We start from the raw sequence: 21,784 nt of genomic DNA on the forward strand, positions 1-21,784 counted from the left end.
AACACAGAAAACAAACAAAGAAAAGGGTAAATTGTAAATTTATAGAAAGATAGGAAAATAGCATTATAAAACCACTGCCTGATAAGTGAAGAGAGGAATTTTATGAAAAAACGGTACAATTTTTCCCTTCAGACAAAGATTATGGGTCTTGTCATCATCATTCTTTCTGTCATCATAAGCCTTCTAGTCTCAGTCTTTGCCTATCTCGAATCGTCCGATACAAAAGAGGAAACGGCAAAGCTTGCTATTCAGACGGCTGCAAATGTGGCGTATATGCCGGAAATAAGGAATTCCATGATTGAAGGGAATCAGGAGGAAATACAGGGACTCGCTGAACTTATTCGTGATCAAGTGGATGCAGCATCGGTAATTGTGACAGATAGGAATAACCGAATTTATTCTCATCCGGATGCCTCGAAAATTGGTCAAGTCCTTCGCGATCCGGATAGCGAGAAGGCCCTGGTCTTTGCCGGGAAATATGCTGCAGAAGGGCCTGGAAGCTTTGGACCTTCCTTGAAAGGAAAGGCTCCTATTCTTTTAGACGAGGGAAACTATCAGGAAGTTTCAGGAGTTGTTACGGTTGAATTTCTCGAAAAGGACATTAAGGAAAGGATTGCGGGGAAAATCACAAACCTGGTTCTGTATACCTTGCCGGTGCTTGCAGCTGGGATAATAGGAAGCGCTTTATTAGCCCGAAACATCCGGAAAGATACGTTAGGCCTTGAACCGTCTCAAATTGCGGCCCTTTACCGGGAGAGGAGCGCCATTCTTTCTTCTCTCGGCGAGGGAATTTTAGCTCTTGATTCAATAGGAAATGTGACCTTGATGAATCCAGCCGCAGAAGAGATGCTTGGTTCGGATAATCGGGATCATTGGTTTCCTGAATTGGAGAACCTCCGGCAGAGCGAGTTAACGAGGAATGCGGAAATGAGCTATCGTGATCGCGTACTGATCGTCAATCATGACCTCATTTTAGAAAAAGGCAAGGCAGCCGGTTTGGTTTGGACCTTTAAGGATAAGACGGAATTTGTAAAGATGATTGATACTCTTTCCGAAGTGAAAAAGTATTCGGAGGATTTGAGGGCTCAAACCCATGAGTATACGAATAAGCTTTATGTCATTTCCGGCTTACTGGAGCTTGGGAGGGTTGATGAGGCGCTTGATTTAATCAATGAAGAATCGGTCAGAAGCCAGAATCAAAATCAAGTGCTGTTTGAACAAATCAACGATCCGAAGCTTCAGGCGATTTTGCTTGGCAAGATCGGCAAGGCTTCAGAGAAGAAAATTTCTTTTACGATTGACCGTGAAAGTTCTGTCGGCCAGCTGCCTGACCGCATTGGGATGTCCGCTTTAATCACGATTGTCGGCAATCTTGTTGATAACGCGTTTGATGCAGTCAGCCATCAGGATGTGCGGGAGGTGCTTTTTTTCGTAACCGATCTGGGCCGTGATCTTGTTCTTGAAGTGGAGGATAACGGACCGGGTATTGCCTTTAATCACGATATTTTTAAGCAAGGGGTTTCAACAAAGGGAGATCATGGGGGCTATGGGCTTTCCAATGTAAAAGCAGCAGTAGAAGAGCTTGGGGGATTCATTGAAACGGGCGGAATCGATGGAGCTGTTTTTACCGTATCCATTCCAAAAAAGGAGACAAATTAGATGTATAAAGTAGCGATTGCAGAAGATGATTTCAGAGTGGCTCAAATACACGAACAATTTTTGGAAACAATGGAGGGCTTTGAACTGAGCGGAAAATCAGCGAATGGACGGGAAACCCTAGCATTGCTTGAAAAAGAGCCAGCTGAAGTGCTCCTGCTGGATGTGTATCTGCCGGACACACTGGGAACGGATTTGCTTCCGCAAATCCGGCAGAAATTCCCGAATACAGATGTAATCATGATTACCGCTGCAGCGGATAAGCAGCTTATTCAAAAAGCGTTGAGCTATGGAGCGGTCCACTTCTTAATAAAGCCGGTTACGATGGAAAAATTCAAGGAGGCTCTGCTTCAATTTAAAACACGCCGCGAGATTATGATGAAGAAGGAAGTTGATCAATCTTTTTTGGACAGCTTATTTTCAACATCAGCTGCGAAACCTAAAGATTTGCCCTCAGGAGTGGACTCTCTTACTTTGCAGCGTGTGAAAAATAAGCTCATTGAAGCAGGCGGAGGCATCAGCGCGGAAGAACTCGGTAAGGAAATGGGCGCGTCCAGGACAACGGCGCGAAGGTATTTGGAATACCTCGTCTCTGTTAAGGAAGCTCAGACTAAAATAGAATATGGAACGGTAGGCCGGCCTGAGCGGCAGTATTTTTCTGTTTAAATTCGAGTCGTTTCTCTCATAACTTTTGAAAATTCATCATAAAGTCGAAAAATTCATCATAACTGTAAAAAAATTCATCATAAAGTCGAAAAATTCATCATAACTCTGAAAAAATTCATCATAAATCAGAATAAGTTTTCCTATACGGCATTTTCACCGAAAAAGTCCGTTCGCAGATCCCCAGGTGAACAAAATGAACAAAATGATTGGAATAAATTAAATGTGAGTAATTAAGAAAACGCTTACACGAGCAAAAACCTCCTCTATAATAAATTTCAAACTAGTCAGTCTATTTTGAAAACGCATACATAGGAGGGGATTGGATGCTTGCACTATTAGGATTTTCTATGATTGCCGTATTTATGTTCTTTTTAATGACAGGCCGGTTATCTGCACTTATTGCCTTGATTATTGTTCCGATTTTGTTCGCGGTGATCGGGGGCTTTGCTGGAGACCTGGGGCCGATGATTATGGACGGGATTCAAAGTGTAGCGCCTACAGGGGTCATGCTGCTATTCGCCATCCTTTATTTTGGAATCATGATTGATTCAGGACTGTTTGATCCGCTTATCAAAAGAATTCTGAAGGCGGTAAAAGGGGATCCGTTAAAGGTTGCTTTGGGGACAGCGCTTCTGATCTCCCTTGTCGCATTGGACGGGGATGGAACGACTTCGTATATGATTACGATTTCCGCGATGCTGCCGCTCTATAAACGGCTGAAAATGAATCCGCTTGTCTTGACGTGTATTGCTATGCTTGGGTTTGGTGTGATGAATATTTCTCCATGGGGAGGACCTACAGCAAGGGCGATCGCGGCGCTTCAGCTGGATGCTACCGAAATGTTCACTCCGCTAATCCCTGTAATGGCTGGAGGGATTCTCTGGGTTTTTGTTACGGCCTTTATCCTTGGACGAAAAGAACGTCAGAGACTTGGCGTGATTGACCTGGATTCCGCAAAAGAGACGGCTGGTTTTTCCGAGACAGCTGCAGCGGTGGAAGCAGATGAATGGAAACGCCCGAAACTGCTATGGTTTAACCTTGGCCTCACACTGCTTCTGCTTTTCTGTTTAATCAAGGGGATTTTGCCTCTTCCTATTTTGTTCATGATTGCTTTTGCTATCGCAATCATGGTGAACTATCCGAATCAGGAACATCAAAAGGATCGAATCCGCACACATGCCGGGAATGTCCTGGCGGTTGTCGCCCTAGTTTTTGCTTCCGGTGTTTTTACGGGAATTTTATCCGGAACAAAGATGGTGGATGCAATGGCGAACAGCATGATCGCTGTCATTCCGGAAGCATTTGGTCCGTATTTCGCGGTCATTACCGCTGTGGCAAGCATGCCGTTCACTTATTTTATGGCGAATGACCCTTACTATTATGGTGTATTACCGATTATTGCGAAAACAGCGGCTGCCTATGGAGTTGATCCAATCCAAATTGCCAGAGCCTCTGTACTTGGAATGCCTGTCCATGCCATGAGTCCATTGATGGCTTCTGCCTATCTGCTGTGCGGAATGAGCGGAGTCGAGTTTGGAGCCCACCAGAAATTTATATTAAAATGGGCAATCCTCACCTCTTTAGCGATGATTGCCACAGCACTGCTTACTGGAGCCATCAGTTTTTAAACCAGAGCAGCCCCGCAATACAGGGCTGCTTTTTTGATTGGAAAAAAGCCATTATAATGTTGGTAAGAAACGGGGGAAAGCACATGAAGAGAATACTGCCGTTATCCCTTAGTGTTAGTTTGCTATGCAGCTGTCAGCCTGCAGCTCCTGCAAATGAAATGGCTCCCGCAAAGGAGATTAACTTAATTATTCCTGCTGCTGAGGGTGGAGGCTGGGATGTAATTGGCCGATCCATGAAAAAAGTATTGGATGAAAAAGGATCCAAATCCATTCAGGTTGCCAATGTATCTGGAGGAAGCGGGGAAAATGGATGGAAGTACGTGAAGGCACATCCAGCTGGAGCGATTACTTTAAACTCTTCGTTAATTATGACAAACGAGATTCTAGGTAAAAGTGAAATCACTTATCATGATTTTACACCGCTTGCCATTCTGGTCTCAGATTGGGAGGCCATAGCTGTACCGAAAAATTCGCCTTACCGCCATGCAAGTGAAATCATCAAGAACATGCAGAAGAACCCTGGGGACATGAGTATCGGCCTGGAGCAGGGCTTCGGCAACGATGACCAGATAGCATTCGTTCAAGCTGCACGGGAAGCGGGAATCAATCCTGGGAAAATTCCGTTCAAGCTTCATGATTCGCTTAATGATCTCATTCATTCTTTTGACAGCGGTTCCATTGATGTTGCTTCCCTTTCTTTTTCTGAAGCGGCCGCTCTACACCAGCAAGGGAAATTAAGGATTCTCGCTGTATCTTCCCATCGCCGGCTAAAAGATTTCGAGGCTATTCCCACCTGGAAAGAGGAGGGAATCAGCATCGTCTTTCCACACTGGCGGGGAGTTATGGGTCCTAAGGGAATGCCGGAGGAAGAAGTGAGAAGGTGGAACCGAGAATTGAAGGCTATGACAGAAACGAAGGAATGGAAAGCAATCCTGAAAAAGAACCACCTGAGCGAGTTTTATAAAAATAGCCAGCAAACAAATGAGTTTCTTATAAATCAGCAAAAGTTTTATGAAACCATTATGAAATGAATAGATTACGAGAAGAAAGGGTGCCGCCTATGCAGCGAATTACAGAGTTTAAAACAACACTCTCTCCAGCTGATGCTTCTTCTATTCTGCGAAAATATGAAGAGTCAGAAAGCAGATTGATTCATGAAGAGTATCATGATGCTGGGGATGGCTGTAATCCTTCTAATTTTTGAGAAGTATTTCATGAGGACAAGCGGGTGCGGGGACAGTCTCTTTAACTTTGATCTGGGAGCCAGCCGGAATTTTCTTTGAGTTCTTATATCGAAGAAAATTTCTATTTTGAAAGAAGGGTGCGGCTGCGCTTTTTTAAATAGGAAGAAAGAATGAATTTGTGAAAATGGGTTTACCGGGATGGTAAAGTGGGTTATATTACTTCGTTATCTATGTTACAATAGAAACGAACGTTCGGAAAACCTCGAACAGATAGGAATGATGTTAATGAACACCGCATTTGAAAAAATGAACCTATCAGGAAATAGGGTTGCAGAAGTATTCTTGCACAAAACAGCCAATGGACAATATATTGCAGCCGTACCAGACATACACTGGTCAGCAAAGTTTAACCAAATAGATGAACTCCAAGATCAATTTGTACATCTGCAATCTTCGTTAAACTTTCATATGTTTGAAGGAAATACTGATGAATTGGCAAAGTCAATCATAGGAATGGTAAAAAAATTCAATCATAAGCAAGATGCTATTTAACCGGGAATTCCTTCCGGTTTTTTATTTTGCAAAAAAACTGGCATGCTTCATTCTCTGCCAGGTGATAAAATTTGTGCATTATAGAAATCGAAATTCGGAGGGATGCGAAGGATGAAAGCGAATTTAGCTGGATTACAGGATCAATTAAAAGAATTGGAAGAGTGCTTGCTGCAGCCGGAAATACGTACGTCTGCAGAGGAGCTTGACCGGCTTTTGGCGGATGATTTCCTGGAAATCACAAGCTCAGGAAAGACCAAAGATAAGTGTGATTGTATGAACGGGCTGGACGTTCCGGAAATGAAGCTTTCACACTTCTCAATCCGGTTACTGAGTGAAGGACTCGTGCAGACCTTTTATACCGTTCACATTTTGGAGAAGAAAACCCTGCGCAGCTCGATTTGGCGCTATAAAGGACAGAAATGGCAGATGATTTTTCATCAGGGGACTCTTTCAGAATGACTTTAGCTTCCGGCCAGTTTGCCGAGCTGAGAGCAGCTCCCATGCTTTTCTTAAACTTGCATTTTCCGCAGCAGAAAGCGAAAATAATGAAAAGAAATGGAATGTGAGGCAGGGAAGAGAATGGGACATAATCACGATCATCACCATCACCATGGTTCAAATAATAAAAAAGCATTGCTGTGGGCTTTTTTGCTTATCTCCCTTTTCATGTTTGTGGAAGTGATCGGAGGCATATTGACGAACAGTTTAGCTCTTCTTTCTGATGCCGGCCATATGCTGAGCGATGCGGCTGCACTGGGATTATCTTTATTAGCCGTCCAATTTGGCCAGAAAAAAGCCGATCAGTCTAAAACATATGGCTACAAGCGTTTTGAAATTTTAGCTGCATTTATTAATGGCCTTGCCTTAATTGTGATAGCTATTTTGATTGTCTGGGAAGCAGTGAAGCGATTTTCTTCACCTCCGGAAATAGCAGGGTCAGGAATGCTTCTGATCTCCTCTATTGGTCTTCTTGTAAATATAGCAGCGGCCTTTATATTAATGATGGGAGATAAAGAAGAGAATCTGAACGTGAGGAGTGCATTTCTCCACGTGCTTGGGGATTTACTCGGATCTGTAGGAGCCATTATTGCTGCTCTCCTTATCATGTTTTTCAATTGGGGAATTGCGGATCCGATTGCGAGTTTGCTTGTAGCTGTTTTAATTGCTGTTAGCGGCTTTAGGGTTACTAAGGATTCATTCCATGTATTAATGGAGGGAGTTCCCGCGAATATTCCGGTTGAAAAGGTGAAACAGAAGCTGGAGCAGATTGATGGCGTATGCGGTATACATGATCTTCACGTTTGGGTTATAACGTCTGATTTTCCCGCATTAAGCTGCCACATCGCCATTCAAAAAGAATTCGATGGACGAACTGTAATCAAGGCTGCCAATCAGATTCTTCACGATGAGTTTGGCCTGCACCATACGACCATTCAGATTGATGAGGATGGAGAAGACCATTCAGAACACGAGCATTGCAATTAGGAGGCAGCATAAATGAAAACAGAAAAAGAAAAGATGATGGCAGGGGAAATGTACATGCCGAATGACGCCCAGCTGTTTGAAGAGCGGGTGAACGCAAGGAAACTGACGAGACTTCTGAATGAAACGACGGAGCAGGAGGGAGAGGAAAGAGTCCGCATTATAAAAGAACTCTTCGGCTCGGTCGGTAAAGAAATATGGCTGGAACCATCTTTCCGGTGTGACTATGGGTATAACATCCATGCTGGAGAATCATTTTTTGCTAATTTTGATTGTGTGTTCCTTGATGTATGCGAAATCCGGTTTGGCGATAACTGCATGATTGGACCTGGTGTACATATTTATACCGCAACCCACCCGCTTCATCCTGCCGAACGAAACAGCGGCAAAGAATACGGAAAACCAATCACAATCGGGAATAACGTGTGGATTGGAGGTGCTGCGGTCATCAACCCGGGCATAACAATCGGGGACAATGCCGTCATTGCCGGAGGTGCGGTCGTTGTAAAGGATGTACCTGCCAACTGTGTCGTCGGGGGGAACCCTGCGAGAGTATTGAAGGTAATAGAAATATAAGACAAGAACCCCTGCCGGTTCTTGTTTTTTAGCTGTTTTGGGCTCTTTTCTAATAGTCTGATTGTGCACGCTATTCAGATGTTCTGCTGATCGTGGGAATTTGTCCGTTGCATTTAATCTGTACGATGGCGCCCGCTATTTGGCCGTTCCGCTACTTAATTTAGCCGTTCATGCCCTTATTTGTCCGGTAATTAAAAACCGCAGGGATGTCCATCATCCCTGCGGCTTTACGGTTAATCTAAAGGAGCGGTGTCCTTTTCCTCAAATAGCTGCTGTATCGTATCACGGTTTTTCTTCGAAACAAGAATGTACAGTGTATCTTTTCCCTGCAGAATGGTATCACCCCGCGGGGTAATGAGTCTTTCCCCGCGAATAACTCCGGTAATCAGAGTATCTGTGGGGAGATCTATGTTTTTAAGCTCTATTCCTGCATAAGGAGTTTCTGAAGGAATTTCCAATTCGATGAGTTCATTATTCGTTTTACCGATGGAAACAAGCTCAAGAGTATGGCTTTTTACTTTTGTTTCTCCCTCCGCAAGCTTCAACTTGTTGGCTAGAGGGGAAATCGTTGCTCCCTGCAGCAAGGCAGAAAGCAGGACAACAAAGAAAACGACGTTAAATATGAGCGTATCATTTTCAAGGTTGGCCATGAGCGGATAAGTAGCAAGCACGATTGGAACGGCTCCTCTTAAGCCGGCCCATGAAATGAAAATCTTCTCTTTAAAAGAAAACTTGCTAAACATCATACTGGTGAAAACTCCGAGCGGCCTTGCAACAAGCATAAGCAGGAATGCGAGCAGAAGACCTTGCCATGTAATCGCAATTAGATGTTCCGGGAATACAAGCAATCCAAGCATGATAAACATGAGAATTTGCATCATCCAGGCGAAGCCTTCATTGAAGCGGATGATGGTATGCCGATAGGTAAGAGGGGAGTTGCCGATAATAATAGCCGTTACATAAACAGCAAGCAATCCGCTCGCATGCAGCATGGTCGTGATCCCATATGAGAAGATTGCGAGTCCGAGCGTCAAAACAGGATAAAGCCCTGATGAGTCAAAATCAATTTTGTTAATCAGCCAGACAGCGCATTTACCAATCACAAGCCCCATAATTAATCCAAATCCCATTTCCCAGAAAAAAGTCAGGACGAGCATAAAAAAATTTGCATCCGGGTGCTGTATTAGTTCAACAAGCGTCACCGTCAGGAACAGGGCCATAGGATCGTTGGAACCTGATTCCGCTTCTAATGTTGAAGTAAGTTTTTTACGTATATTTTTGCTGCCCAGTACAGAAAACACTGCTGCAGCGTCCGTTGATCCAACAATGGCACCAAATAGAAGTCCTTCAAGCCATGATAAATCAAGAATAAATTTCGCGAAAAGCCCGGCTGCAACCGTTGTTACGAGCACCCCTATAGTGGCAAGTGATCCGACGGGAACCAAAACGTTTCTTAAATCCTTCCAGCGGGTCTGAATTCCGCCTTCGAAGATAATGATGATTAATGCTAAAATACCAAATAGCTGCGTTATTTTCGCGTTGTCAAAATATACATAGCTTCCGAGGCCCATTCCGACAGCAACGAAAAAGACCAGCGCAGGCAGTCCAAGGCGATTTGAAAATTTAGCGGTGAGGACACCGATAATTAGTAATAAGGCTACAACGAATATGATGCTGTCGATAGAAAAATTCAAACCAATCGATCACCTTTCTCTCTTTTATCTAAGTTGTTTTATATCCCCTTTTTCTAAAACAGGCACACAGAACCTGATGATTAAACAAAGCCTAAAGGCTGAAAATTAACATTACGGTACTTTGGGGAATCAGTCATTTGAAGGTTTTCCGGAAGAAAGTATAAGAATAATTATACACATACTTTGAATGGAACTCCCTTTATCTGCTCAAATTGGAAAACACCCAAGAAAATTTCTGTGAAAAATGATCTATATTTTGATTTATCCCGTTACCTTTATAGACCATTACAATTCCACTTTAGGTACAAAATATGATATTTTTTTCTTAGCCCCTAAAATAAAGGAGATAACTATGGTCGAAAACAATGATGCCGTACTCTATGAAAGGCTTGCTGCCAAAGACAAGCAAGCTTTTGAAACGCTGTATGACCGCTATGAAAAACTGTTATTTTCCTTTGCTTTTAAAATCACGAAAGATCGCGGCTTGGCAGAAGAGGTCATGCAGGATGTATTCGTTAAGCTCTGGAATGGAACACATGCCTTCGACTCTTCCAAAGGAAAGTTCTCCTCATGGCTCCTTACCATTACACGAAATAAGGCGATAGACATGATAAGAAAGTATGCAAAGCACGAGCATGTTGAGTTGATGGATAAAGATTCCTTAATCAGCGATGAAAAACCTGTCGACAAGGCAGTTGAATGGAAAGAAGACAGAGAAATGATCCAAAGCGCAGTATCCAAGCTTAACACGGAGCAGCAAAAGGTGATTGACCTCTTTTATTTCAAAGGCTTCAGCCAGCAAAAGATTTCCGAAAAATGCGGAGTTCCTCTTGGAACTGTTAAAGGAAGAATAAGGCTCGCACTAAAGCATCTTAGAGAGACATTGGAGAAGGGAGGGAGGTCTGATTATGAAGCCTGAACAGTGCCATCATTTAATTGATTATTTTAACGGAACGATGACGAACGAAGAATCAGCTGAATTTGAACGGCATCTGCAGGAATGCAGCGAATGTCGCGAAGAGCTTGCAGAAATTCGTACTTTGACCGAGGACCTTCCTTACCTCTCAGATCCAGCAGAGCCATCGCCAGGACTTAGAAACCGGATTTTGGAAGCAGCGTATGAAGAAAGCCATCCGGTCGAAGCACCTCCTGAATTAGAAGCATTTAAAAATAAAAAATCACTAAACGAACCTGAAATAAAAAAATCAAAGCGGAGCCAGACTTTAATAGTAGGAGGCCTGGCAGCGGGGCTCGTTCTCTCACTCGCCGCTAATGTCATTCAGATGTCTGATGACAAAGATGGACAGCTTGTACAAAGCGAAGTGCTGGAAAGAAAAGTGGCACTTGCCTCTGTTGAAGGAAATGAGACCTCGAGTGCGAACGCCTCTTTCCTCAAGGAAAAGGACGATCAATTCATGGTTCTGCAGGCAGACGGACTTCCGGAAATTAAGGATGGAGAATTATATCAGGTATGGCTGATACAAGGGGAAAAGCCTGTTCCCGCCGGATATTTTACACCGGATGAGAAAGGAAATGGCGCACTGGTTTACAAAGTGACAGACGAAGATTTGGACTGGGATACTGTAGCGATTACAGTGGAAAATGAGCCGAATTTGTCTGCTCCTAAAGGCAAAGTCGTATTAGCAGGAAAAATATAATTTTTTAAAACAGAAGGTGTAAGTCCCTTCTGTTTTTTTACTGCTTAGATAATATGCTCACGGTGGATATGCATAACTTGGTCTATTTTCGTCCAGCACAATATATCCTTATCCCGGGCCCAGCAAAACCTCGTATATTTCAAGGGGCATGCGCTTTTCTCGTTCAGTGGAAATAAACACGTTTACTATTTACCCAACGTTTTTATGGCCACATAAAAAATGGTTCGTAAAGTACGTTTGACAATTTTGCTGGTCTAATTCACCAGCTGCCTCCATACGTAATTTATAGAGGTGATTGGATGAAGGTACTTCTTTTTTGTGACCCTGGGATTGATGATTCACTTGCGATCATCTATGCCTTGCAGCACCCGCAAATTGAACTTCTTGGAATTGTAACCAGCTACGGAAATGTATCGAAGGAGCAGGCCACATTAAATGCGGCCTATTTGGCAGGTCTTGCAGGGCGTTCTGATATTCCAGTTATCTCTGGTGCAGAATTTCCTCTTTCTGGGGAAAATACGACCTACTATCCTGAAATTCATGGACCTGATGGACTTGGCCCCATCCGCCCTCCAGCTTCGATCCAAGGTAATTATCAGGGATTCATGCATTTGTACAAAGTGATTGAAGATCATTTGGATGACGTGGTGATCATCGATGTAGGACGCAGCACTTCTCTCGCTGCCGCCTTTAATTTAAATAAGAATCTCATGATGAAAGTGAACAGGATCTATATAATGGGCGGAGCATTTTATGTCCCTGGAAATGTGACCCCGCTTGCAGAAGCTAATTTCCATGGAGACCCGATTGCAGCGAACGTTGTCCTTAAATATGCAAAAGAAGTGTTCATTTCACCGCTGAATATAACAAACCATGCCATTGTGACAAGGGAAGTTGCTTCTTATATTTATAATTCGGCCCATTCCGTCTTTAAGGAGCTCATCCCGCCGATTACTGAATATTATGCTGCTTACTACCGCAAAATGAATCCGGGTATGAGAGGGGCTCCTGTTCACGATGTACTGCCGTTGTATCAACTGTTGAATCACTCTTTTATTATCACAAAAGAACGAAAGGTAACCGTTTTAACCTGTGACGACGGAAGGGGTACGAGTGCAGCTGATTTCAGGAATTCAAGCAAAAACGATGGGAGCCAAAGACATATAGGATTGCTGTTTGATTACCGGCACTTCATTTCAGATTTTATTAAAACGATGACGGTTTAAGATATAATATAAGAAAGAACGAAAGATAGGCTGGAGGAATTATGAATTATTTTGCCATCGGACTTGCTGGCGCTGCAGGCGCCCTTCTCAGATATGCAACGGGTCTTGCGGGAAGTGCAGCAGGATTTCCCGCTGGAACGTTTTTCGCCAATATAACCGGATGCTTTCTATTAAGTTTTTTGACCGCTGCTGTATTTAAAATGGACAGGTTCCCTAAAAAGCTGGCAGCACCCATTGGGACAGGTCTGATTGGTTCCTATACAACGTTTTCCGCGTTCAGCATTGAAGCCGTGCAGCTTATGGACAAGGGGGATGTGCAGATGGCATTGCTCTATATTGGAGCGAGTGCGGTCTTGGGTTTCCTTTTTTCGATCACAGGTATTATTGCAGGCAGTGCCTTCTTAGAAAGGAGGGTGCGGGAATGATCGGTTTTTTATCCATAGCTGGAGGCGGATTCCTTGGAGCGATTTCACGTTACGCTTTGAGCCGGAAATGGAATAGGACCTCACTTCCTTATGGCACCCTGATCGTTAATTTGTTAGGTGCCTTTATCCTTGGCATGATAGCAGGAAGCGGGCTTGCCGGACCTTTTTTTCTCTTTGCTGCAACAGGATTTCTTGGAGCGTTTACTACGTTTTCAACATTAAACCTTGAATTGGCAAAGCAAGTCATGGAGAGGAAGTATAAAGAATTTTTGATTTATGGAGGCATGACATACATAGGCGGTCTGCTGCTTGCGTTTGCAGGGTTTTGGATTGGAAATAGTATGTAGAGGACAGTGGAGACTGTCTTTTTTTGTTTCTCCCAGTAAAAATATGAGTCAGTCCACCAGCAAAAATTGAAGAACATTCAAACGACTATTTGACTATAATGATGGCAAGTTTTATACTTATATTCAAATAAACGTTTGAATGAGGGGATCCCGATATGGAAGAGATGAAGGATGTATGTGCGGACGTTTGCGCAACGGAAGAAAAGGGCTCAAGGATTAAGGGCGCTCTTCAGAAAAAGAATCCGGGAGCGGTTGTCAGATGGCGAAGGTGATGGGATGCTGTAGCATTTTTTGGCCTGGTCTAACAACAAGAACGTCCCCAGTTTAATCAGCACACCGTTTCTTGCTGCGTTTCCAATGGCAACCAGAAAACTCGCCGCACACGTTCTGGTGGTTCCGGGCTGGCTTACCTTATGGATTGCTATTTTTGCAGATGGCTCTGTTAAAGGCTAATGTTGATTTTTAACACCTGTTGATTGGAGTGGAAGGCGCGAGACTGCGGGAGCAGCGGGACAGGTGAGACCCCGCAGGCCCAAAGCGTTGAGGAGGCTCACCGCCCGCCCCGCGGAAAGCGAGCGCCTGCAACGGAAATCAACAGCCAAGTTTAACAGAGCCTTGCAGATATGGGTGCGACGCTTCTGGTTACGCTGAACGGATTGAGATTGCTGAAGGTAAAGGATCGCTAATTACAGAATGATGGCACCGGAGCAGTTATTCAGGTGCTTTTTGTATAGTTTCCCTGCTGCGAAACGGCGGGAGTGGTGACTATTTAGGGTAATTGCTGACTAATAGAGGTTAATTGCTGACTAATTGAAGATAATTGCTGACTCACGAAAATAATGCTGAATATACAAAAGGAGCGGGCCCGCAAGTATGGCCCCGCTCCTCTTACTTTTCCAGTACATAAGGAATGGATGATTTCAGCAGCCCCTTTATTCCTTTGGGATGATAAGGCATCAAGCGATTGGCTGTCTCCCAGTCCATCCAGGCGATTTCATCAATGGTGGCGGTATCTTGAATAGCGATTTCCCCGCTCCTGATTTCTGCTTTAAACGTAAAGAAGAGAGCGTGAGCATCCATATTTTCGAGGAAAGACTCGTTCACGGAAAGCAAGTTACCTATTTGGACGGTAAGCCCTGTTTCTTCAAAGGCTTCCCGCTGAGCTGCAAGAGTGAGTGTTTCTCCTTTTTCCACGCCGCCGCCAGGCATTGACCAATCATCCCGTTTGCTGTTTTTCACCATTAGTATTCTCTCGTTTCTTTCGTCACAGATTAAAGAATAGACTACATCTACCCGTTTCATATGAAAATCCCTCTTTTCGGTTTATCGTAAACGTCTACTTGGCAGAGGCTATGATCTGCTTCATTGCCATGATTTGTCTGAGATGAAGCGATTCGTGCAAGACGGAAAAAGCTGCGGCATCAACAGCTGTGATGAATTCATGAACCGGTTCTTTTAAAGGCTGATTTAATCCTTCAGGAGAGTTTTTATTAATACGGGCTAGCCGGGCTTTAAGTGTTGAGACAAGCTCTGATAAAGACGGTAATTCTCCATCCCAATCCACTGGTTTTGTACCTGGAGAAAAAAGTACGCTTGGGAGCTGAACAGAGTGCTGGGGAAGTTCAAGCATAAAGTACTCCGCCTCTGTAATGATATGACGTAAATGCCATTTAATCGTATTGTTGAATCCATTTGGCTGAGTTGCTGCAATTTCCTCTGAAAGCTCTTCTGCCACTCCGATACTCCAGTTTCTTATCGTCTTAAACTGACTGAGAAGAATGGATGGCATTTATCTTCCTCCTAAATTGCATTTTAACCTTCCTTCGTGGTTCAACGGCTGGATCCCTGCAGTTTTACAAAAAAACCTCTGGAGAATCAAAAAAAGTGCAGGGCTGGCCCGCACTTCCAATTAAAACTTTATCGTTTCTCCATCTTCCGGGACCAAAGCCTTGCCGGACCAATCCTTAGCAGAAAGAAATTCTCTCAAATCCCTCCTTGTCAGCAGACAGTGATTCAATGTTTCCATATGCGACACAACGATAATGGATTCAGAAGCGGCATGATGGAGCTGCTCAATATCTTCTTTATCCATCGTAATAGTGCCGCCTTCAAGGAATTGTGCAGCTCCTCCGTTCACAACGATTACTTCAGGATTATGCTTTTGAAGGGCTTCTTTTACATCTTCACACCAGATAGTATCCCCGGCGATATACAATGTTTTTTCATCTGGATGGCTGAAAACCACTCCTGAAACCTGGCCAGTCATCTTTGTAATTTCGCCTCTCCCATGCTGGCCGCCCGTTTTTGTAATTTTAATGTCTCCAACGGTAATGGTCTCCCCAAGAGATTGTGCATGAACAAAACCATCTTGGCGAATGGCTGCTGCATCATTTTCGTTTTGAGCGTAAATACTGATTTCCTTTGGCAAATCTTTGATGGCTGCGTCATCATAGTGATCGGGATGCAGATGAGTAACGATTACCGCATCCGCTTCAATAATTTCTTTGATTGGTACGGGCAGGCTGACCATTGGATTCCGTTTATCCTGATTAGGGGTGTTGGGAAACGGAGGCATGGCTCCTTTATCAGCAAAAAACGGGTCAATTAGAAAGGTTTTTCCTGCGTAATTTACAACTAATGTAGCATTGCGGATTAGACGAATCTCCATCTCAAGTTCCTCCTTTTGTATGATTCTCCTATAGGATAATATAAGAAGGGATATGACATACATAGATATAATCAAGAGTTTAAGCAGATATACTTGAATTGTGAAAGAGGTGGAAGAATTGCTTGATCAAACCGATCAAAGGATTATAAGCGAGCTCATGAAAAATGGCCGTATCACTATGAAGGAATTAGGAGAGAAGGTTCATTTAACGGGGCAGGCTGCTTCTTCAAGAGTAATCAAGCTTGAGGAGGAGGGGGTTATTGAAGGCTATACAATCCACCTCAATGAAAAGAAAGCAGGATACTCGATTCACGCTTTCCTAAACATATATACAAACAGCTTCAATCACCAGCCTTATTTAAATTACCTTTCTACTCAGAAGGAGTATGTGCTTAAAAATTTTAAGATTAGCGGAGACGGGTGTTATTTGCTCGAATGCCGGTTTCCGGGCAATGAGGAACTGGATGCCTTCTTAACGGGGTTAACCAGCCACGTGAATTACAAGCTGTCCATCGTCATTAATGAGACACAAATTGTGTAAATTTTTCGTTACATTTGATAGTCCATTATCCTCTCCCAGCATGTCCATGCTACTATAAAGGTTGATTATAATAACGGAGGACTTTTAGATGAATTCGCGTATTAAAACCTGGCTTGAGATTTTATTCGTGTCCTCTAAGCTCGGATGGACCTCCTTTGGCGGTCCAGTTGCCCATTTAGGGTATTTCCGGGAGGAGTATGTCAAAAAGAAAAAATGGCTGGATGACCAGTCTTATGCAGATATCGTAGCGCTGTGCCAGTTTCTCCCGGGACCTGCGAGCAGTCAGGTCGGCCTTTCCATCGGGCTGCTGCGGGGAGGCCTCGTTGGGAGTTTTCTATCATGGTTCGGTTTTACCATGCCCTCTATCCTTATCCTGATCTTATGCGCATACTTGTTCAAGGGGACGGATGTTCATGACGCAGGCTGGCTGATGGGACTGAAAATTACAGCGGTAGCAGTAGTAGCGCAGGCTGTGATGGGAATGGGGAAATCACTTGCACCGGACAGACCGCGGATCGCAATCGCTGTTCTGGCTGCAATCGGTGCCCTTTTCGTTCCATCAGCATGGGGGCAGATTGCAATTATTGCAGGATCGGCTGCTGCGGGTTATATGCTATATAAAAGAGAAGAAGTTCCTGCCGTGCCTAAGCTTGTCCTTTCAATCGGTAAAAAAACAGCTGCAGCTTCACTCTTATTGTTTGTTTTGCTGCTTGTGCTCCTGCCCATTATCCGGCAGACATTCCCAGGGACCTATATCGCTTTATTTGACGTATTTTACCGTGTCGGTTCCCTCGTATTCGGCGGCGGTCATGTCGTCCTGCCGATGCTTGAAAAAGAGGTAGTTCCTGCAGGCTGGATGACACAGGATGTGTTTCTTGCCGGATACGGGGCCGCACAGGCAGTTCCTGGCCCGCTTTTTACACTTGCTGGTTATATCGGTGCGATCATCTCTGATGTTCCCGGAGCCTTAATCGCGACCGCTGCTATGTTTCTGCCTTCATTTTTGCTCGTCATCGGAGTTCTTCCTTTTTGGAGCAGCATCCGCGGAAAAAAGGGAGTGCAGGCAGCCCTCATGGGAGTAAATGCTGCGGTGGTTGGCATTCTGCTTGCCGCCTTGTATGATCCTGTTTTTACAAGTGCCGTTGATTCAGCTGCCTCTTTTGCTCTGGCCCTTGTCTCCTTTGCTTTTCTCGTTTATTGGAAGCTGCCGCCATGGCTAGTCGTGGCACTTACCATAATCGGCGGCACATTGATGAAGCAAATTGGAGTGCTTTAAAAAAACAATATGATATACTAACCGGCAAAGGAAGGTGATTTCTTATGAATAGTAAACAGTCCATCCTAAAAAAAGTTGTGGATTATGCGAGAAGGAATCCTGAACAGACAAAAAAAGCAATCAATCTGGTAACCAAAACTTTAAAAAATCGAAAAAAATAAATGTGCAGATGGCCTTTACTGGTCATCTTTTTTTACTTCCTCATATTATCTTCTTTTTTTGGAAAAATAACTGTATCTATTTATTTTGAAAAGAGGAATCAGCATGAAACCAATGTCTTCATCCGAATATGCAAATTTATGGTCCACTTATCAGAAAAAGACGATGGTGCTCCGGATCATGGAGCATGCTCTTCAAGTTACCACCCAAAAAGATATTCAGTCCATCTTACGGTATGCACATCAGGAAGAGACGAAATTTGTAAAAGAAATTACTCAGCTGCTTCAAAAAGAGGGGGCTTGTATTCCTGAAGGATTTGATGAGACTGATGTAAACCGGAATGCGGATCGGCTGTTCGACCAATATTATTATATCCGGTTTCTGCGGATGCTGATGAAGCTTGGTATTGCTCTTAATGCCATACATTTGACAATGGCCTATAGAAATGATGTACACGACTTCTTTTCAAGGACTTCCGCCCACTCAAATAAAGTGTTTGGCATGTGTACAAATTGTTTGCTCCAAGTAGGGAACGGAACGATTCCCCCAGTTATTCAAATGCCGGATCACCCAAAATACGTAGTAGATGAAAAGTACCTGTCTGGATTTCATTTTAGAAAAAGACACCTCAACGCATCTGAAGTGTCCATTATCTACCATATTATTGAAAATAATAACTTCGGTGCACAGCTGATGAATGGGCTGTCTAAAGGAGTGCAGCACTCCGATGTAAGAAAATACCTTCAAAAGGGGCAGGAGCTGTCCATTGATTTGTATCAATCATATGCAAAGGTATTGCAGGAGAGCGGCATCTCTGTTCCGGCGCTGCCAGGTGCAGTTATCACTCAATCCAAAATGAGTCCGTATTCTGATAAGCTCATCATGTATCTAGTTAACCTTCTTTGCAGCTTTGGATTAACAAGCAATGCGCTTGGTACAACCTTCAGTCTCCGTCCGGACCTTCCGCTGAAAATGGCATTGGCCGCAAGAGATATTTTCTCCTTTGCCAAAGAAGGCGCGAAAATCATGATTGAGCACCAATGGATGGAGGAAGTGCCGGAAGCCATTGTGAAGGATTAGTTGTACTTTTTTCTGTAGATGTTATGATGAATCTGGAAAATAAAATACCGCACACCACTAGGGGAGCCTAACGAATAGGCTGAGACCGAAATATCTTCGGGACCCTTGGAACCTGATCTGGTTTGAACCAGCGGAGGGAAGTGGAAGATTGTTTTTTTATAATCTTTCCCGCTCTTATCCGTTAAGAGCGGTTTTTTATTTTTACATAAAGAAAGCAGGGGGAATTCGGAGATGTCATCTTTTACAGAACAGTTAAGAAAAGCAGCCGATTCAATTTGGGAGGCAAACTTCAACCACCCGTTTGTTAAAGGAATCGGCGATGGAACACTGCCGCTGGAAAACTTTCGTTACTATGTCATGCAGGATGCGTATTACTTATCCCACTTTGCCAAAGTTCAGGCGCTCGCAGGGGGAAAGGCGGACGATCTTCATGTAACAGCGCGAATGGCCTTCCATGCTCAGGGAACCTATGAAGCAGAATTATCACTTCATGAGAAATTCTCAGCACTGCTCGGCATTACAGAAGAAGAAAAACGGGCATTTGAACCATCACCAACTGCATATGCCTACACATCCCATATGTACCGATCTGCCATCAATGGAAGCCTCGGCGAAATCATTGCCTGTATCCTGCCATGCTATTGGATTTACTATGAAATTGGCGAGAGATTGAAAGAGTGCAAGCCTCAAGAACCGATCTATCAGGAATGGATCGCGGCCTATGGAGGCGAATGGTTCAAAGAACTAGTATTTGAACAGCTTGAGCGTCTGGATCAGCTGGCCCTGGAGGCATCTGAAAAAGAACGCCAGAAAATGGTCCGGCATTTTACGCTCAGCTGCAAATACGAACTGGCATTTTGGGAAATGGCCTATACGATGGAACAATGGCCGGATGCGGCAGCTGTTGAGGGGCAGTAAGAGTGGAGACGCCGATAAGGGAGTGTCTGATAAAAAGAGCGGAGTGTCCGATATCCATGCGCGAGCGAGCGATATCCCCTCGCATGTGTCTGATAAAAAGCCGAGTGTGCGATATCAGGCCATGAACGTCCGATAAAAAAGCGGAGTGTCCGTGTGCCATGAGCACCCGATAAAAAGCCAAGTTTCTGTTATCCTGCCACGAAAGATTAAAAGAAGAGCTAAGAGTCTCTCCGCAAAAAAAACCGGCTTCCAACAGGAGGCCGGCCTTTTCTCAATCAATTAATCAACTACTTCATCATCAAATGGGTTAATCACGTAAATATAACCGTGGGCTAAATCAATCCGGAGGATCCATTCCCATGGAACGTCCAGTCTTTTATAAATAGTTTTCCAAAACTCAGCGGATTTCGTTTCAAATTCCAGGTATTCCTGCAGCAGCTCCTTATAGGAAGCTCCCTGAATCTGGATGTTTGAATCCATTAGACGCATGTGGGCGAGGTGCCTGCACTCCAATTCCTGGGCCAACTGAAGCTCTTCCTGTGTGGCTGTTCCAATAACGGTGCCGTCCTCAGGTATTGCCGCAAAAACGTTTACATTTTCATCTACTGTAACTGGCTGTTCGTCGAAGCGCATGAGTCATTTCCTCCTTGTTTTGGAATAGGATGGTTCTCCCCTATCATACATGAAAAGTTTCAATAATGACATGAATAATCATTGGGTTTGATGAAGGATATTTCGGGAAAACAGGCAGTACGGACATCAGACATTTCATCAATGAATAGGGAGGCGCTTTTTAATGTTCGAGCTTCGGGACGTTGTGACACTGCTTTGGTCACTTTGCATTGTTTTGCCGATCGCATCATTTGTTCATCAATTAGGCCATACCGTTATGGCGCTTGCCTTTGGCGGAAAAGGGACATTCACAATTGGAAGAGGGAAACCGCTTTTTACGTTTAAAAACCTGACGGTAAAACGTCTTTATTTTTTGGATTCTTTTTGCCAGTATGAAGGCCTTAGGTATGATAATCGGGCCACGCATGCCATGGTATATGGAGGGGGGGCGCTTTTTAATCTTCTGTCCATCTTGCTGGTTAATCTGCTTATTGTGCAGAATGTATTAGAGCCGCATTTGTTTTTCTATCAGTTTGCTTATTTTTCAAGCTACTATGTCATTTTCGCTCTTCTCCCTGTCCGATATTCAGAGGATCATCCAAGTGATGGAATGGCGATTTATGAAGTTCTCCGTCATGGACGCAAATGCGATCATATTGATTAATAGAAAAATTGCCCGGTACGAAAAAAACCGCCATCAGGCGGTAAATTAAATTTTTGTTAAGTAGTATAAGAACCATACAGCATGGTTTTGCTCATCCGCCGCCGCTCTTTTGAAAATGCGCTTTATGTACGCATTAGTGGCTTTATCTGATATGTCCAGATAGAAATCAACAGTTTCCTGTTCATCCTTGAAAGCGGCATTAAGCCCTTTCTCATAGGTTGAGGGACATTCTTCAATTTGCTTCGGTTTGTGCTGGCGTCCTGTCAGCGACAGATAAATCTGCGAAAACTCCTCATAATGCCTCCTTTCATCCTTCTGAATTTCAAGAATTTTTTCCCGCTGTTCCTGAGTTGGTGCTTGCTTTGCTAGAACTTCATAGCAATTAATCGCGCTGTATTCCCCATCAATTGCTTTTGCAATTTCTTTGGCAAGCAATGCATTCTGGTTCATTTGGCGCTGGTATTCCTCGTAATATGGATACTGCATGTACTTGATCCCCCTTAAAAAGTAAGCTTGATAAAATATATGACAGAAATTTCAATTTAGTAGTGAAAAGGTTCGGAACATTCTTTATAATAAATTCTAATATCATCAGGGGATGTGTTGAGAAGCAATGATAACCGTTGTTAAAGCAAGTCTTGAACACATTCAAGGAATCATTCGTGTTTGTTCAGATGGCTACAGGAGTACATACCTTTTCAATGAGTACATAGAACGCAGACCGAGACAAAAAGAAATTATTCACTAAGATGCTAAGATGCAAGAGAAGACT

General features: G+C 43.7%; 26 protein-coding genes and 1 riboswitch. Of the genes, 20 read left to right on the forward strand and 6 right to left on the reverse strand.

From position 1 onward, the window contains the following. Positions 1-102 precede the first annotated feature (102 nt). The 9 genes from J9317_RS05140 to J9317_RS05180 all read left to right on the forward strand — a co-directional run bounded on the left by J9317_RS05140 (position 103) and on the right by J9317_RS05180 (position 7,744). Positions 103-1,659, forward strand: coding sequence for a sensor histidine kinase (locus J9317_RS05140; protein ID WP_211556775.1), 1,557 nt, complete (start codon positions 103-105; stop codon positions 1,657-1,659). Continuing rightward, on the forward strand, positions 1,660-2,322 hold the full coding sequence (locus tag J9317_RS05145; protein WP_211556776.1) for a response regulator: 663 nt from the start codon (positions 1,660-1,662) through the stop codon (positions 2,320-2,322). Between the two features lie 323 nt (positions 2,323-2,645). Further along, on the forward strand, positions 2,646-3,950 hold the full coding sequence (locus J9317_RS05150) for a CitMHS family transporter (protein WP_211556777.1): 1,305 nt from the start codon (positions 2,646-2,648) through the stop codon (positions 3,948-3,950). Positions 3,951-4,033: 83 nt separating this feature from the next. Continuing rightward, positions 4,034-4,981, forward strand: coding sequence for a tripartite tricarboxylate transporter substrate binding protein (locus J9317_RS05155; protein ID WP_211556778.1), 948 nt, complete (start codon positions 4,034-4,036; stop codon positions 4,979-4,981). 29 nt (positions 4,982-5,010) lie between these two features. Beyond that, on the forward strand, positions 5,011-5,154 hold the full coding sequence (locus J9317_RS05160; protein WP_211556779.1) for a hypothetical protein: 144 nt from the start codon (positions 5,011-5,013) through the stop codon (positions 5,152-5,154). Between the two features lie 265 nt (positions 5,155-5,419). Then, positions 5,420-5,686 carry a YueH family protein gene (locus J9317_RS05165; RefSeq protein ID WP_211556780.1) on the forward strand — a complete coding sequence of 89 codons (267 nt, stop codon included), beginning with the start codon at positions 5,420-5,422 and terminating at the stop codon, positions 5,684-5,686. A gap of 111 nt (positions 5,687-5,797) precedes the next feature. Then, on the forward strand, positions 5,798-6,145 hold the full coding sequence (locus J9317_RS05170; protein ID WP_211556781.1) for a nuclear transport factor 2 family protein: 348 nt from the start codon (positions 5,798-5,800) through the stop codon (positions 6,143-6,145). A 120-nt stretch (positions 6,146-6,265) separates the two neighbouring features. Further along, a complete protein-coding gene (locus tag J9317_RS05175; RefSeq protein WP_211556782.1) occupies positions 6,266-7,171 on the forward strand; it encodes a cation diffusion facilitator family transporter in 906 nt (301 codons plus the stop codon). A gap of 12 nt (positions 7,172-7,183) precedes the next feature. Next, complete coding sequence (locus J9317_RS05180; RefSeq protein WP_211556783.1) at positions 7,184-7,744, forward strand: maltose acetyltransferase domain-containing protein; 561 nt, start codon at positions 7,184-7,186, stop codon at positions 7,742-7,744. Between the two features lie 233 nt (positions 7,745-7,977). On the opposite strand, the gene J9317_RS05185 is transcribed toward J9317_RS05180, so the two are convergent. Next, on the reverse strand, positions 7,978-9,438 hold the full coding sequence (locus J9317_RS05185) for a potassium/proton antiporter (protein WP_211556784.1): 1,461 nt from the start codon (positions 9,436-9,438) through the stop codon (positions 7,978-7,980). 352 nt (positions 9,439-9,790) lie between these two features. Between J9317_RS05185 and J9317_RS05190 the strand changes: the two genes are divergently transcribed. The 5 genes from J9317_RS05190 (at position 9,791) to J9317_RS05210 (ending at position 13,094) form a co-directional block, all read left to right on the forward strand. After that, positions 9,791-10,357, forward strand: coding sequence for an RNA polymerase sigma factor (locus J9317_RS05190; protein WP_211556785.1), 567 nt, complete (start codon positions 9,791-9,793; stop codon positions 10,355-10,357). Then, the gene (locus J9317_RS05195) at positions 10,347-11,096 is read left to right on the forward strand and encodes an anti-sigma factor (protein ID WP_211556786.1); all 750 of its coding nucleotides are present in this window, start codon (positions 10,347-10,349) and stop codon (positions 11,094-11,096) included. The genes J9317_RS05190 and J9317_RS05195 overlap by 11 nt, the downstream gene beginning before the upstream one ends. A gap of 299 nt (positions 11,097-11,395) precedes the next feature. Next, positions 11,396-12,322, forward strand: coding sequence for a nucleoside hydrolase (locus J9317_RS05200; RefSeq protein ID WP_211556787.1), 927 nt, complete (start codon positions 11,396-11,398; stop codon positions 12,320-12,322). A 41-nt stretch (positions 12,323-12,363) separates the two neighbouring features. Then, positions 12,364-12,747, forward strand: coding sequence for a fluoride efflux transporter FluC (locus J9317_RS05205; protein WP_211556788.1), 384 nt, complete (start codon positions 12,364-12,366; stop codon positions 12,745-12,747). Further along, positions 12,744-13,094 (forward strand): fluoride efflux transporter FluC, encoded by a 351-nt coding sequence (locus J9317_RS05210; RefSeq protein ID WP_211556789.1) that lies wholly within the window; start codon positions 12,744-12,746, stop codon positions 13,092-13,094. The genes J9317_RS05205 and J9317_RS05210 overlap by 4 nt, the downstream gene beginning before the upstream one ends. Before the next feature lie 888 nt (positions 13,095-13,982). On the opposite strand, the gene J9317_RS05215 is transcribed toward J9317_RS05210, so the two are convergent. From J9317_RS05215 to J9317_RS05225, 3 genes are all read right to left on the reverse strand, one after another. Further along, positions 13,983-14,396 carry an NUDIX hydrolase gene (locus J9317_RS05215; protein WP_211556790.1) on the reverse strand — a complete coding sequence of 138 codons (414 nt, stop codon included), beginning with the start codon at positions 14,394-14,396 and terminating at the stop codon, positions 13,983-13,985. Positions 14,397-14,430: 34 nt separating this feature from the next. Beyond that, positions 14,431-14,883: a DinB family protein gene (locus J9317_RS05220; protein WP_211556791.1), complete on the reverse strand. Its 453-nt coding sequence runs from the start codon at positions 14,881-14,883 to the stop codon at positions 14,431-14,433. A 120-nt stretch (positions 14,884-15,003) separates the two neighbouring features. Then, positions 15,004-15,762, reverse strand: a complete 759-nt coding sequence (locus tag J9317_RS05225; protein ID WP_211556792.1) for an MBL fold metallo-hydrolase — start codon at positions 15,760-15,762, stop codon at positions 15,004-15,006. A 118-nt stretch (positions 15,763-15,880) separates the two neighbouring features. Here J9317_RS05225 and J9317_RS05230 point away from each other — a divergent pair, with 118 nt between their 5' ends. From J9317_RS05230 to tenA, 4 genes are all read left to right on the forward strand, one after another. Continuing rightward, positions 15,881-16,303: an Lrp/AsnC family transcriptional regulator gene (locus tag J9317_RS05230; protein WP_211556793.1), complete on the forward strand. Its 423-nt coding sequence runs from the start codon at positions 15,881-15,883 to the stop codon at positions 16,301-16,303. A gap of 88 nt (positions 16,304-16,391) precedes the next feature. After that, the gene (gene chrA / locus J9317_RS05235) at positions 16,392-17,579 is read left to right on the forward strand and encodes a chromate efflux transporter (RefSeq protein ID WP_211556794.1); all 1,188 of its coding nucleotides are present in this window, start codon (positions 16,392-16,394) and stop codon (positions 17,577-17,579) included. A 264-nt stretch (positions 17,580-17,843) separates the two neighbouring features. Further along, a complete protein-coding gene (locus J9317_RS05240) occupies positions 17,844-18,818 on the forward strand; it encodes a DUF3231 family protein (RefSeq protein WP_211556795.1) in 975 nt (324 codons plus the stop codon). 49 nt (positions 18,819-18,867) lie between these two features. Continuing rightward, a riboswitch (TPP riboswitch) is annotated at positions 18,868-18,974 on the forward strand. 75 nt (positions 18,975-19,049) lie between these two features. Further along, positions 19,050-19,736: a thiaminase II gene (tenA, locus tag J9317_RS05245; RefSeq protein ID WP_211556796.1), complete on the forward strand. Its 687-nt coding sequence runs from the start codon at positions 19,050-19,052 to the stop codon at positions 19,734-19,736. Positions 19,737-20,015: 279 nt separating this feature from the next. On the opposite strand, the gene J9317_RS05250 is transcribed toward tenA, so the two are convergent. Continuing rightward, entirely contained in the window at positions 20,016-20,369 is a 354-nt protein-coding gene (locus J9317_RS05250) for a hypothetical protein (protein ID WP_211556797.1), read from the reverse strand. 163 nt (positions 20,370-20,532) lie between these two features. On the opposite strand from J9317_RS05250, the gene J9317_RS05255 reads away from it, so the two are divergent. Beyond that, the gene (locus tag J9317_RS05255) at positions 20,533-21,012 is read left to right on the forward strand and encodes a hypothetical protein (RefSeq protein ID WP_211556798.1); all 480 of its coding nucleotides are present in this window, start codon (positions 20,533-20,535) and stop codon (positions 21,010-21,012) included. A gap of 45 nt (positions 21,013-21,057) precedes the next feature. Here J9317_RS05255 and J9317_RS05260 read toward each other — a convergent pair whose 3' ends face one another. Beyond that, a complete protein-coding gene (locus tag J9317_RS05260) occupies positions 21,058-21,498 on the reverse strand; it encodes a ferritin-like domain-containing protein (RefSeq protein ID WP_211556799.1) in 441 nt (146 codons plus the stop codon). A gap of 127 nt (positions 21,499-21,625) precedes the next feature. Between J9317_RS05260 and J9317_RS20775 the strand changes: the two genes are divergently transcribed. Then, positions 21,626-21,760: a hypothetical protein gene (locus tag J9317_RS20775; RefSeq protein ID WP_284143256.1), complete on the forward strand. Its 135-nt coding sequence runs from the start codon at positions 21,626-21,628 to the stop codon at positions 21,758-21,760. Positions 21,761-21,784 lie beyond the last annotated feature (24 nt).

It is taken from the genome of Metabacillus flavus (assembly GCF_018283675.1).
GTDB lineage: Bacteria > Bacillota > Bacilli > Bacillales > Bacillaceae > Metabacillus_B > Metabacillus_B flavus.

What these genes read in the sequence shown, in the direction of transcription:
- J9317_RS05140 (WP_211556775.1), top strand. Translation starts at nt 103, where the DNA reads ATGAAAAAACGGTACAATTTTTCCCTTCAGACAAAGATTATGGGTCTT.
- J9317_RS05145 (WP_211556776.1), top strand. Translation starts at nt 1,660, where the DNA reads ATGTATAAAGTAGCGATTGCAGAAGATGATTTCAGAGTGGCTCAAATA.
- J9317_RS05150 (WP_211556777.1), top strand. Translation starts at nt 2,646, where the DNA reads ATGCTTGCACTATTAGGATTTTCTATGATTGCCGTATTTATGTTCTTT.
- J9317_RS05155 (WP_211556778.1), top strand. Translation starts at nt 4,034, where the DNA reads ATGAAGAGAATACTGCCGTTATCCCTTAGTGTTAGTTTGCTATGCAGC.
- J9317_RS05160 (WP_211556779.1), top strand. Translation starts at nt 5,011, where the DNA reads ATGCAGCGAATTACAGAGTTTAAAACAACACTCTCTCCAGCTGATGCT.
- J9317_RS05165 (WP_211556780.1), top strand. Translation starts at nt 5,420, where the DNA reads ATGAACACCGCATTTGAAAAAATGAACCTATCAGGAAATAGGGTTGCA.
- J9317_RS05170 (WP_211556781.1), top strand. Translation starts at nt 5,798, where the DNA reads ATGAAAGCGAATTTAGCTGGATTACAGGATCAATTAAAAGAATTGGAA.
- J9317_RS05175 (WP_211556782.1), top strand. Translation starts at nt 6,266, where the DNA reads ATGGGACATAATCACGATCATCACCATCACCATGGTTCAAATAATAAA.
- J9317_RS05180 (WP_211556783.1), top strand. Translation starts at nt 7,184, where the DNA reads ATGAAAACAGAAAAAGAAAAGATGATGGCAGGGGAAATGTACATGCCG.
- J9317_RS05190 (WP_211556785.1), top strand. Translation starts at nt 9,791, where the DNA reads ATGGTCGAAAACAATGATGCCGTACTCTATGAAAGGCTTGCTGCCAAA.
- J9317_RS05195 (WP_211556786.1), top strand. Translation starts at nt 10,347, where the DNA reads ATGAAGCCTGAACAGTGCCATCATTTAATTGATTATTTTAACGGAACG.
- J9317_RS05200 (WP_211556787.1), top strand. Translation starts at nt 11,396, where the DNA reads ATGAAGGTACTTCTTTTTTGTGACCCTGGGATTGATGATTCACTTGCG.
- J9317_RS05205 (WP_211556788.1), top strand. Translation starts at nt 12,364, where the DNA reads ATGAATTATTTTGCCATCGGACTTGCTGGCGCTGCAGGCGCCCTTCTC.
- J9317_RS05210 (WP_211556789.1), top strand. Translation starts at nt 12,744, where the DNA reads ATGATCGGTTTTTTATCCATAGCTGGAGGCGGATTCCTTGGAGCGATT.
- J9317_RS05215 (WP_211556790.1), bottom strand. Translation starts at nt 14,396, where the DNA reads ATGAAACGGGTAGATGTAGTCTATTCTTTAATCTGTGACGAAAGAAAC.
- J9317_RS05220 (WP_211556791.1), bottom strand. Translation starts at nt 14,883, where the DNA reads ATGCCATCCATTCTTCTCAGTCAGTTTAAGACGATAAGAAACTGGAGT.
- J9317_RS05225 (WP_211556792.1), bottom strand. Translation starts at nt 15,762, where the DNA reads ATGGAGATTCGTCTAATCCGCAATGCTACATTAGTTGTAAATTACGCA.
- chrA (WP_211556794.1), top strand. Translation starts at nt 16,392, where the DNA reads ATGAATTCGCGTATTAAAACCTGGCTTGAGATTTTATTCGTGTCCTCT.
- J9317_RS05240 (WP_211556795.1), top strand. Translation starts at nt 17,844, where the DNA reads ATGAAACCAATGTCTTCATCCGAATATGCAAATTTATGGTCCACTTAT.
- tenA (WP_211556796.1), top strand. Translation starts at nt 19,050, where the DNA reads ATGTCATCTTTTACAGAACAGTTAAGAAAAGCAGCCGATTCAATTTGG.
- J9317_RS05250 (WP_211556797.1), bottom strand. Translation starts at nt 20,369, where the DNA reads ATGCGCTTCGACGAACAGCCAGTTACAGTAGATGAAAATGTAAACGTT.
- J9317_RS05255 (WP_211556798.1), top strand. Translation starts at nt 20,533, where the DNA reads ATGTTCGAGCTTCGGGACGTTGTGACACTGCTTTGGTCACTTTGCATT.
- J9317_RS05260 (WP_211556799.1), bottom strand. Translation starts at nt 21,498, where the DNA reads ATGCAGTATCCATATTACGAGGAATACCAGCGCCAAATGAACCAGAAT.
- J9317_RS20775 (WP_284143256.1), top strand. Translation starts at nt 21,626, where the DNA reads ATGATAACCGTTGTTAAAGCAAGTCTTGAACACATTCAAGGAATCATT.